The following is a 10,507-nucleotide window of genomic DNA, read 5'->3' as shown; positions in this document are numbered from 1 at the left end:
GCGACGGGCCGGACAGGCGGGCGCTGCTGCTCGGCATGGGCGCGGCGGTCGGCGCCAATCGCCTTGGGGCCCCACGACTGCATGTCCGCCAGGGCGGTCAGCATCGGCACACCCATCCTACTCAGACCTGCACGAGTCCCTACGTCGCGCGATCCGGGCTCTCGCCATCCCCTTCACGGGTCTCACCTTGTTGCAGCACCGGCCCGGCGGCTTCCTCGCCCGCGCTCTGCTCGCTTTCGGCGAGGATCCGTTTGACGTTACTCCTGGTCGTTCCGGTCGCCGCGGCTATGTCCCCCATGTTCGCGTGCCTGAGCGCAAGGGCACGCACAGCCTCGGTCAATGCCTCGTCAACGACAACCCTTGCCGCGCGCAGTTTCTCCAGTTCCGCCGAAGTCGGCACGAGCTGAACATCACCGGGCACCCCGATCAGGTCCAGCGCCTCCAGCGCGTTCTCCCGAGCCCGCGCGAGGGTCCGCCCGTGGGCGTACACCCCGTGCTCGGGAATCCGTACGGTCCACGCGCGGCCACGCCTGTAGGCAGGGCAGCGGATGAGGTCGTTGTGGTTCACGCTTCCTCCAGGTCGTCGATGATCTGCTGTGCGAGCACGAACGGGATCGGATTGGGCAGGACGACGCGTCGGTTGCCGATGCGGTAGATCGTGTGGCGGTCGCCGGTCTCGACCACGTCGACCGCCAACCCCCGCTGCCTGGCAGCTGCCCGGATGCGTTTCAGCGGTCCCGCACTGACCCCTGGGCGGAGAGCGGCGGTGACCACCTGCGCCTGCTTCCACTCCTCCAAGGTCACCACCGCCGCGTGCACCGGCTCCGGCGACCACACCCACTCCGTGATGGGATTCCAAGACGCTTGACCGGGCTTGCCGGTACGCGTTGGTCTCCGGTTGTAGACCATGTATCCGGACAGCTTCGGGTTGGCGATCAGGCCCTCGATGAGGCCGTGCGTCCAGCGACCCGGGTACCGATCCGGTTCCGCTCGGAGGATCTGGAGGATCTCTCCGGACTTCAGGTGCTCCTCCCGCCGGAGCCTGCACAACTCCCGAGCCGCGGTGAATCGTCGCCCGTCCGGATGCGGGACCAGCTTCCGCTTCGGGCGCCTGTCGAAGCCCTTCGTGTTGACCGGCGCGTCCGGGTCGATGATCGTGGCGTAGGGGTACGGCGGGTACCCGTGGTTCCATCCCCGGCTCGCATGCTCCTTCTGGCCGCCCATGGACATCTCCCGCATCACCTCGCGGTAGAGCTCCGCATCGACCTGACCTTGGAGACGGACACGGCGGCGGCCGCTGTAGGTTCCGCCGGTCGGCTCGTTGGCGTACACCACCTCCACGCCCATGGCGTCCAAACGGTGCTCGAAAGTGAGGCTCGTGAGCATGGCGCGCGCCACGCGGTCGGACCGTTCGGCCAGTACGTGGGTGATCCCGAGGAACTCGACCTGTTCCAGAAGGTCCTGGAGGCCACCGTCCCGGCGGGTCGGCACCCCGAGTCCGGCGTACATCTCGTGAGTGCCTCGGCCTCGCAGTTCGGGGGGCAACATCCCGCTTTCGACATCCCAGAAGTACGCCGAGAACTCCTCGCCTTCCTCCAGGCGGGCCGACGCGAGAGTGACCTGCCGCGGGATGGACGTGGTCGGGTCTTGGTTGTCCTTGGTCGACACCCGACCGACGAACGCGGAGACCCGCGGCCGGGTGTCCACCCGCGCGAGGTTCTGCAACTCGCTGAGGTCGATCGGGGGCGGGTACATCGAGCGCATCAGCGCACCTTTCTCGGGGCCCGGCCGGGGACGGCCGGGAGGTGGATGGGGGGGCCTTCCGTTTTGGCGTGGGGGTGGCGGTCCTGCCAGGTCCAGGTGCGGCGGACGGGCCCGCGACCTGTGGCGAACTCTGCGGTCATCACCGCGTCGGTCTCGCACACCGACGGCAGACCGATCAGCTCTTGGGCGATGTGCTGGGCGAAGTCGGCCCGGAGGGCGGTTCGGGGGTCCTGCCCTCGGGCCGCCGCCCACGCCGCGCGGTCGACTTCGAGACGCCAGGCCGCCGCCATGTGCACGCGGCCGCCGGTGACCCGAAGCAAGGACTCGCCGTGTCCGTGGGCCCAGCCGTCGGCTTCGTTCAGGGCCTTGATGTCGTTGATCGACGCGGAGACGTACCAACTCAGCTCGCGTGGCACTTCCGCTTCGGCGCAGCCGCAGTCCGCTGCGAAGTTGTCCACGCCGACCGTCCACCACGTCTTCAGGTGAGCGATCACGTCTCGTCGTACTCTGCGGCGCAGTCCGCGCACGTGGTGGCCGGTTGCTCACTGTGTTCAGGGCACACCCCGAGGACGGTCAGGTTCGCATCGGGGTCCTGGGCGCGAAGTTCGACCGCCCAGTTACCGGCCTCAATGGCGCAGTCGGCCGTGAAGACGAAGCCCCCGGCGTCCTCGTCCCACACGCCGTACTCGGTACGGCGTGCGCAGTCGGGGAGTGGCAGGAATGGGGCATGGGCGCCGCGAAGGTCCGACAGCTGATGCCTGGGGCAGAGCTGGGGGGCGGTCACGTCGAGCTCCCGGCGGTGCTCGGCCGGGCGTAGCGGTGGCACTCGGCGTCGTGCCGCTGCCCGTGCCTGTCCTGCGAGTAGCAGTCGCAGTGCCGGGAGACCGGGGTCGTCAGCCACTCCGCGACCACCGCCGCGGCCTCGGCCGAGTCGGCCACGCAGTCCACCACGGTGGTGCCGTCCCCCGTGATGTGCACCGGACCACCTACGGGTTCACCGTGCTCGTCGTGCAGGATGATGCTCCAGCCGGTATGGGTGGACGGCATGTGCCGGAGGGAGCCGGCACGGTCGGCGAGGGTAAGCCGCCCGTGCGCCCAGCCGGTGAACGCAATGGGTACGCCGAGCCCGTCACTGTGGGTGCCGTAGGCGACGGTGAGGAGGCCGCTCTCGATGTCGATGCCGTACTCGGCGAGCGCGGCCAGGAGCACGGTCCCCGCGGTGTGTCCGGGCCGGTTCAGCCACTCCCCCACGGCCCGGCCGCAACGCGCGGATTCCTCGGCGAGTGTCCCCCCGGCGGACGACTGGAAGATGCGGGGCCCCACCTGAAAGGTGTCGGGATCGCCCTCCTCCGGGTACCACAGGGTGGCCGTGTACAGGCCGCGGTCCCCGGACGGGCGGGAAGGGGCGACCGTATGCCAGTCGATCAGGATGTGGGGGCCGTCAAGGGCCCGGTCCGGGGGCACGTGCGAGGGGTAGGCGAAAACGCACTCCTCCTCGCTGTCGAAGTGGGTGGCGACGCCCGCGGTGTGCAGCGCGGTGATGATCGCGGTGGCGGACGGCGGAACGCTGGTCGTGCTCGTGCTGGGCATGGGTGACTCCCGGTGGTGGAGCGGTGGGGTTGGGGGCCGCCGGCGCCCTGCCGGTGCCGGGCAACAGGCAGGGCGCAGGCTGGGCTACTGCTCGGCGCGGGCCGCAGCCGAGTAGCTCGCGATGGCACCGGCGATGTGCGCGCAGTCCTCGGCAAGGGTCGCTCCGGCCGGGGCGGCGTCCAGGGTGGTCACGTACTCGGCGTGGTCGTAGAGGGAGGCCCCCCACGGCTCGTCGTGGGCGTGGGCCGGACGGTCCGCGTGTTCCCCGGAGGAGATACGGAAGTGCAGTCCCCCGTGGGCCTCGTCCTCGCTGGCGCCCGGGTCGACGGGTACAACAAGCCAGGTGAAGCCGCGGTCGCCGTCGTCGTAGGCGGGAAAGCCGTGTACGGCGAGTGCGGCCCGCAGTGCTTCGCCCTCGGTGGCCGGGGGCGCGATGTCGGTGGGTTCCAGTTCCAGGCAAACCGAGGAGCGGGCGACGTAGAAGCGACCATGGCCGTCGCGCAACAGATGGGTGCCCGGCTGCCCGGCCCAGGCCGCGAGGATGGACCGGGCCCGGGACCGGTGCACGATCCCGTAGTCGTTTCTCCGCCACGGGGTGCCCGACTTCCACCAGCACCTCAACACGGTCACGGTGTACCAGGGGGCGTTCACTGCGGAGGCTCCGTGTCGGAGCACCTCCGCGCGGCAGGCGTCGGGCCCCGTCGCTTCGGGGAGGACGGTGTTCCGGGCGTGGTAGAGCGGAAGGATCTTGCCGGTGATGAGCCCGGCGAGTGCGGTGCCGTAGGCGTCGGCCGTGGGTTCGGTGGGGACGGCCTGGATGTCCAGGCGGGTGCCGTCGGGCAGGTGGCATTGTGCGACCAGGACGCCGGCCTTCGCGTCGATCCGGTCCACGTGCAGGCCGTGGTCAGCGAACCGCAGGGTGGCCCCGGCGACAACGAACCAGCCGGGTTCGAGTCGGTGGAGGGCGGCCCGCAGGATCTCCGATGTCGTGGGCTCGTTGCCGGTGTGCGGGGAAGAGGGCACGACTGTGCCTTTCGTTGGGGGCGTTGGTGTCGGTCCGGCTTGCTCGTGCCGTCCAACAAGGAAAACTGTACACCATGTCCGAGGGTGGGGGTGGGTCTGCGCCGAACACAAACCCGCCCCCACCCTGCGCGTCGAAACCGACCCGACATCTGCGCCGTTCAGACGGCGCTGACGGTCAGTCCGCGTTCACGATTCCCCCACCACGGCCCATCGCGTAGGCCGTCTGGAGCACGAACCGCACCGGCCACAGCGCGCGGACCGGGCGATGCCGGCGGCCGTCCTCGGGCCGGTGCACCAGGTACCGCGTACCCGGCCGCCACTCGTGGGAGCTCGGGAGGTCGAACAGTCCGGCACCGTCGTAGCGGCTGCTCGTCTCCACCAGGTAGACATCTCCCTGGCGGCGGACGCGACGCCCCATCTCCAAGGCATGCTTGACCGTCGCGGGGGTGAGGGCCTCCAGGCCCTCGGCGACCGTGGTGACGGTTCCGGGAAGGCGGACGGCCCACGGGCCGGAACCGGCGTCGTCGGAGCCCCAGAGGTAGCTGAGCGCCACCCAGCGGGCGGGAGACGACCGGCCGTAGGACCGCCATCCCTCTGCGTGAAGAACCACCATGCCCCCGGCGCGGTCGCTGATCTCCAGCGTGACGGGCCGCCCGGATCGGCCCTGGATCTCGATCTCCCCGCCGCGTGCGATCACCTCGTCGACGGCGCGGTCGCGGAGCCACTCCGCAAGGCGCTCATCGAGCTGGGGTACCGGCGTGACGGTGTTGCGGCAGGCGCGGCTGTCCCGCAGGCGGCGGATGTCCGTGCCGGACCTCTGACCGGGCATGTCGTGGTGGGAGAGGTGGGCGGCGAGGGAGAACGGGTCGATGGTGACGCGTTCGGGCAGGGTGGGGCGCATCTCGGGTCCTCGGGTGTCGAAGTGAGGTGGGAGCGGGCTTGCTCGGCCCGTCCCCATGGGTATGCCGGCGGGGGTGGGGCACCGCAGGGGCGGGGAACGGGCCCCTGCGGTGCCGCGGCCCCGGCTGCTACGGAAGGTGCTGCGGCGCGACGGCCTGCCAGGAGTCGTCCCCCCACCACGGGGAGACCGACCAGCCCGCGGCCCGGAGCACGTCCGGTACGCCGCTCAGGTCGGTGTCCCTGCCGATCGGGGTCACGGTCACCCCGCTGCTGCCGTTGTCGTCGGTCCAGGAGCCGGCCAGGAAGCCGTTCACCTCGGGCCAGAACCCGCCCTGGGCGATCGGCTCGCCGTATTCGACGGCCGTCAGCCCGGCCGCGAGCAGCAGTCCGACCACGGTGGCGACCAGCGGCCCCCCGTCGCCGGGGAAGTGCCCGATGGTCGGTGCGGTCGACTTCGGGATCCAGTGCACCTCGTCCGCGAGCGGCCCGACCTCAATCCGATAGGTGAGCTGGCGCCGCTCCGCGACGACATCGCGGCCCTGCCGCAGGGCGTTGGCCACGTCGACCAAGGCATCGAGACGGTCGTGTCGAACCGCCGGCTGGTACCTGCCGGAGTGCACCTCGCGCCGCCACCAGTGGACGCCGTTGCCCAGCAAGGCGTCCGCCCGGTCCAAGAACGGGACCAGGCGACGGTCGATGCCGCTCAGGTGGGCGTCGGCCAACACCGCGGCGTTCTCGAACCGGTGCGCCGTGCGCACGGCTTCCTCCTCGGTGGGCACGGCCGCCACGGGCACGCGCGTCCACCGGTCGCGGACCAGCCAGGCGGGCCCGGCTACGGGTATGTCGCTGGGGACGGTCTCGTACCGCCGACCGCTGGTGTCGTGCGGACGGTCGGCCACGAAGAACTCTCCAATGCCCGGCCGCGGCAACTCCGCAACCGCGTACCCGGCCCGCAGGACGGCGTCCCTCATGCCGGGGTAGGCACTCGCCTCGGGATCGGTGGTGCCGTCCGCGCGGTACCAGCGGACGAACATCCGGCGCGGCTCCTGCACGTCAAGGGATTCGACCCGGAACCCGCCCTGCTCCCCGGAGACGTACTCGGGGAACGTCCGGGCGAGGATCGTGGTCACCCGAGCGGCAACCGCCACAGAGCGGGGGGCGTACAGGGGCAGGGGCGTTGCTTCGGTCACGGCGCTCTCCTGATCGGTGGGTAAGAAGGTGGTCCGGGCCCGGGTCACGGCCCCTCCAGGTGGACCCGGCCGTCGGGGAAGGACTCCAGCAGGCTCAGCCGGTCGCGGTACTGCCGGGTGATCTCGGCGTCCGACAGCCGCGCCCCGCCGGCCGTGGCCATCTCGCGGGCGAGCAGGAACCGGTTGTGAAGCTCCCGCAGCCGGCTTTCCGGGGGCCACGCGCGGATGGGCCAGACCTGGGCCCAGTCGTGTCCGGCATCCGTCAGCGCGGTGGCGTACTCGCCGAACTCCCGCATGAGGATGTCGCCGAGGGCGTCGCGCTCCTTCACGGTCGACACGACTACGCCCCCTTCGAGGGCCCGCACGGCACGAAAACGTGCAGGCAGGTGGCGGGGGGATCCTCGGGGGTCTCGCCCGCCCGCACGTACTCCAGGTACAGACGCTCCCCGTCGTAGGCGACGCGGGCCCGCTCCTGCTCCTCGATGACGGTCGAGACGATGTCGAAGACGGTGTCCGGGGTGAGCGTGGCGGCCAGGCCGTACGCCAAGTCCTCGTCGTGCACGGCAACGAGATCCCGGACGGGCAGCAGTCGGTCACCGGAGCGAACGAACTGCGCCCAGGCCGAGCAACGGCGCAGGTGGTGGTCCAGGCCCTGCACACCGGTCCTGCGGGTCATCTGCATACCGGGCAGCCGGGCGCCCGGCGCCGCGGGCTCGAACCAGTAGGAGTGGTTCCACGTCTCCCGGGCGTACCGCAGTGCACGGCTTACCTGGTCGTCCGTCAGCCACCCGGAGCCGTCGTCGGGGACGGGGTGCCAATCGTCGGCGTGGCGTCGCCAGAGATCCGCGTTCGTCCACCCGTACCGGTCTCCGTCGCTGAACTGGGCGGGGACTCCGGGCGGCGGGAAGAAGCCCCCCGCGGGCACGCTCTGGGGCGGCACGGTGAGGTCAGCGGCCGCCATTGAAGATCACCGTCCCGCCCACCTCGACGCGCAGCGGCAGCGTCCCGTCCTCGTTCAGCAGCCCGGCGGGGATCCGCTCGGGGTCGAGGCTCACGGAGACGACCAGCTCACCGTCGAACATCCAGAAGGTGGCGACCTGCACGCCGAGGGTCTCGGTGCACGGCAGCGTGCCCGGCTTCCCCGCGGGGAAGTGGCGCATGGTCTTGTTGAGCTTCCGGGCCACGGACCCGGTCATGATCGTCATGGGGTGTCCATCCGTGAAGGTGGTGGGGAGGGTTCAGGGCACGGTGCGCCCTGCGCACGGCCGTGTCGGGCACGGTCGTGGGCGGGGAGCAGCGGGCCGCGGCCGGGACGGCGGACCGTCCCGGCACGGCGGGGGTCGGTCAGGCCCGGTAGATGGCCGTCATGGCCGCTTCCCATCCCCTGTCCCGGAGCCGGATCGGGAGGATGCGCGGCGGGCTGACGGTGCCGTCGGCATCGGTCCGGCGGACCGCGATGGACCAGAGCCCGTGGTCGCAGACGGGGCCGGGGCCGGGGCTCAGCACGTGGAAGTCGAAGGTGGCGGACCCGATGCGACGCGACCATTCCCACCCCTGTCGGGTGGGTGCCTGCCGTATGCCGACGACGAACAGACCCCAGGCGCGGGCGACCTCCGTCAAGGCGTCCCCCGCGGCATCCCGTGCCCCGTAGGCCATGGCATGGCGGTAGGCGTACTCGGCCGTCGTCGTCCGCCCGGTGATGACGGTGTCGCTGACGGTCTGTCCGGGGTGGATCCTGCGCTGAAGCGTCTCCCGGGCCTCGCCTACTGCGTGCCAGGCCACCTCCCATGCTCGGACGGCTGCCGGGTCGTCCGCGCCGAACCCGTGTCGGCAGGTGTCGTCAAGCCAGATCACGGCCTTCATGACCGGTTCGTCGTACGCGGCCACTCCGTCCCCGGGACCGTGGCGGACGAAGTCGTCCAGTGCGGTCTTGAACCCGGCGAGGAAGTCCCACCCCGCGTGGTCGGCGCTCTCCTCCAGTCGGCGCAGGGCAGTTCGGACCGCGGTCTGCGTACGGTCGTCCAGGTGCCGGGCGGGCAGTGTGCTCAGGGCCCCGTGCACGGCGCGCAGGGTGTCCGGGCTCTCCCGGGTCTCCATCGCTCGGAGCACGGCCTGTACGGCCCTGATGAGCCCGCGCATGCTCACGGCGTCGGGTTCCGGTACGGGGGTGGACATGGTTCTCCTCAAGAGGTGGGGGACGGCGCCCGGCGGGCCACGGGGATGCGGTGGGGGCCGGCCCCGGGGCGGCGGACCGCCCCGGGGCACGGCTCAGATGCGGAACAGGGCTTCGGTGACGGCCGTGCGGCGGTTCTCGTCGTCACCGAGGGGGGCGTACCGCACGTCACCGCGCGTACCGTCCTCACCGATCCGGACGACCGCGACCGACCCGTACGGAAACATCGCCTCGATGGCGAGCGGCGGCACGACTTCGAACATGTACGTCGCGGTGCCGATCCGGCGGGACCAGTCCCACCGGCCTTCCGGCAGCGGCTGACGCATCCCGATGACGAAGAGCCGGTAGGAGGCCGCGGCGGCGGTCAGGGCCTCGCGCGTCAGGTACAGCGCCTGGTAGGCGATGGCGCGACGGACGGCGGTCCGGAATCCGTCCATGGCCCTGTCCAGCGGGGGGTTGTCGGCGGCGTGACGCCCGCCCTCGAACACGGGCAGGTGCCGCAGCACCTCAAGGCTGAAGTGGTTGCCGCGGTCCCAGGCCCGACGTTCCGGCGAGCGCTTCCAACGCTTCGCCTCGGCGGGGTCCCCGGCCGGTGCCTTCAACCTTTCGGCGCACGTGAGGCCCAGAGAGCTGACCGTCGTCACGGCCGGGTGCTCGATGCCGATGTGCTCCCGTGTCTCTCGGAGGGCGGCAACCTCCCGTTCGGCGTCCGCGAGGAGCCCCCACTCCTCCGCGTCCTCCGCCAACGCAACCGCCCGCATGGCCCGGTGCAGGGACACTTCGGCGTAGGCGTCCAGGGGGTGGACGGGGAGCAGGCACAGGGCGCCGTCCAGGGCGGCAAGGCTCTGCGGGGAGGGGCTGTCCTCGACGGCCCGTACGGCGGTCTGTGCGGCCCTGATGAGCCCGTGCAGGTCCACGGGAGCGGTGGTGGGGTCGGTGGTGGGCATGGTTCTCCCTTGGGTCGGGTGTGGTCGTGAAGTGGGGCCCGGAGGAGCGGGCAGCGGCAGGGGCCCGGAAGGCCCCTGCCCGGGGGCGTCACACGGCGTGCGGGAGGGACCGGATGCGGTTCCACGGCGTACGGGCGGTCAGCGCGAACACGTGCCGCTCATCGCCGTTTCGGCGGACCGAGATCGCCCCGTGGGGGTACAGCGGGTTGGGCGGGATCAGCGCGAACCGGTGGATGGTGTGCCGAAGCCGCCGGGCCCAGGATTCGGGGCCGGTCCGCACGGGCAGGGACATCGACCAGTCCAGGTAGCGGAGCGCGTACGCCTCTGCCACGGACCCCGCCGCGCGGATCGCGGGGCCGGCCACGGCGTAGGTCAACAGATCGGCGAAGGTTCGAGCCGCCGCCTGCATCCCACGGTCGGCCGGGCGCAGGTCGGTGCGCCGCATCAGGATCGACAGCAGGTCGAGACCGGCCGCGGCGGCGCGCACCCACGGTTCGTCCTCATGGCCCTCGGGGTCGGGCTGCTCGGCGTAGCAACGGTGGATCAGGGCGTTCACGACGATGGTCAAGGGCATCGCCTGCACCGGGGTCCAGCTCGGCGGGTCCTCGGTGGCGACGGCCACGGCGCTCCGCAGCGTGGGCAGCACGTCGAACAGGGGGTCGCGCACGGCGTCCCACAGGATCCGGTCGGCACGCAGCTTGCTGTCTTCCATGTGCGAGCCCTCCTTGACCGGAACGGGCTTCACGGCGTCGTACAGGGCCTGAAGGTCCTCGGGCCCGATGTCGTACTGCGGGTCCTGCATCGCGGTCCGTGCGATGCGTATGGCCTCGCGCACCGTACGGACGACGGTGAGGTGGTCGGTGTCGGTGGTGGTCACGGCGAAGCACTCCAAGGGGAAGGACGAGAGTCCGGAAGGGCCG

At 71.4% G+C, this 10,507-nt stretch carries 14 protein-coding genes; all 14 read right to left on the bottom strand.

What is annotated here, in order from left to right:
- Positions 1 to 139: 139 nt before the first annotated feature.
- The 14 genes from ABTZ17_RS17770 to ABTZ17_RS17705 all read right to left on the bottom strand — a co-directional run bounded on the left by ABTZ17_RS17770 (position 140) and on the right by ABTZ17_RS17705 (position 10,464).
- Positions 140 to 568, bottom strand: coding sequence for a type II toxin-antitoxin system HicB family antitoxin (locus ABTZ17_RS17770; protein WP_352196565.1), 429 nt, complete (start codon positions 566 to 568; stop codon positions 140 to 142).
- On the bottom strand, positions 565 to 1,764 hold the full coding sequence (locus ABTZ17_RS17765; protein ID WP_352196564.1) for a recombinase family protein: 1,200 nt from the start codon (positions 1,762 to 1,764) through the stop codon (positions 565 to 567). The genes ABTZ17_RS17770 and ABTZ17_RS17765 overlap by 4 nt, the downstream gene beginning before the upstream one ends.
- Positions 1,764 to 2,258, bottom strand: a complete 495-nt coding sequence (locus ABTZ17_RS17760; protein WP_352196563.1) for a hypothetical protein — start codon at positions 2,256 to 2,258, stop codon at positions 1,764 to 1,766. Before ABTZ17_RS17760 ends, ABTZ17_RS17765 begins: the two co-directional genes overlap by 1 nt.
- The gene (locus ABTZ17_RS17755) at positions 2,255 to 2,443 is read right to left on the bottom strand and encodes a hypothetical protein (RefSeq protein ID WP_352196562.1); all 189 of its coding nucleotides are present in this window, start codon (positions 2,441 to 2,443) and stop codon (positions 2,255 to 2,257) included. The genes ABTZ17_RS17760 and ABTZ17_RS17755 overlap by 4 nt, the downstream gene beginning before the upstream one ends.
- 101 nt (positions 2,444 to 2,544) lie before the next feature.
- Positions 2,545 to 3,354, bottom strand: coding sequence for a hypothetical protein (locus ABTZ17_RS17750; RefSeq protein WP_352196561.1), 810 nt, complete (start codon positions 3,352 to 3,354; stop codon positions 2,545 to 2,547).
- 84 nt (positions 3,355 to 3,438) lie between these two features.
- Positions 3,439 to 4,377 carry a hypothetical protein gene (locus ABTZ17_RS17745; protein ID WP_352196560.1) on the bottom strand — a complete coding sequence of 313 codons (939 nt, stop codon included), beginning with the start codon at positions 4,375 to 4,377 and terminating at the stop codon, positions 3,439 to 3,441.
- A gap of 175 nt (positions 4,378 to 4,552) precedes the next feature.
- Positions 4,553 to 5,278, bottom strand: a complete 726-nt coding sequence (locus tag ABTZ17_RS17740) for a hypothetical protein (protein ID WP_352196559.1) — start codon at positions 5,276 to 5,278, stop codon at positions 4,553 to 4,555.
- A gap of 127 nt (positions 5,279 to 5,405) precedes the next feature.
- A complete protein-coding gene (locus ABTZ17_RS17735) occupies positions 5,406 to 6,467 on the bottom strand; it encodes a hypothetical protein (RefSeq protein ID WP_352196558.1) in 1,062 nt (353 codons plus the stop codon).
- Positions 6,468 to 6,511: 44 nt separating this feature from the next.
- Positions 6,512 to 6,805 carry a hypothetical protein gene (locus ABTZ17_RS17730; protein WP_352196557.1) on the bottom strand — a complete coding sequence of 98 codons (294 nt, stop codon included), beginning with the start codon at positions 6,803 to 6,805 and terminating at the stop codon, positions 6,512 to 6,514.
- Positions 6,806 to 6,807: 2 nt separating this feature from the next.
- The gene (locus ABTZ17_RS17725; RefSeq protein WP_352196556.1) at positions 6,808 to 7,428 is read right to left on the bottom strand and encodes a hypothetical protein; all 621 of its coding nucleotides are present in this window, start codon (positions 7,426 to 7,428) and stop codon (positions 6,808 to 6,810) included.
- Entirely contained in the window at positions 7,415 to 7,672 is a 258-nt protein-coding gene (locus ABTZ17_RS17720) for a hypothetical protein (protein ID WP_352196555.1), read from the bottom strand. The genes ABTZ17_RS17725 and ABTZ17_RS17720 overlap by 14 nt, the downstream gene beginning before the upstream one ends.
- A gap of 139 nt (positions 7,673 to 7,811) precedes the next feature.
- Positions 7,812 to 8,642, bottom strand: coding sequence for a hypothetical protein (locus ABTZ17_RS17715; protein ID WP_352196554.1), 831 nt, complete (start codon positions 8,640 to 8,642; stop codon positions 7,812 to 7,814).
- A gap of 93 nt (positions 8,643 to 8,735) precedes the next feature.
- Complete coding sequence (locus ABTZ17_RS17710; RefSeq protein ID WP_352196553.1) at positions 8,736 to 9,587, bottom strand: hypothetical protein; 852 nt, start codon at positions 9,585 to 9,587, stop codon at positions 8,736 to 8,738.
- 88 nt (positions 9,588 to 9,675) lie between these two features.
- Positions 9,676 to 10,464 (bottom strand): hypothetical protein, encoded by a 789-nt coding sequence (locus ABTZ17_RS17705; protein WP_352196552.1) that lies wholly within the window; start codon positions 10,462 to 10,464, stop codon positions 9,676 to 9,678.
- Positions 10,465 to 10,507: the final 43 nt, after the last annotated feature.

The organism is Streptomyces sp. NPDC097619 (assembly GCF_040302735.1).
Classification (GTDB): Bacteria; Actinomycetota; Actinomycetes; order Streptomycetales; family Streptomycetaceae; genus Streptomyces.
Note: the sequence above shows the minus strand (reverse complement) of the source record. Positions and strands in the feature narration are given on the sequence as shown.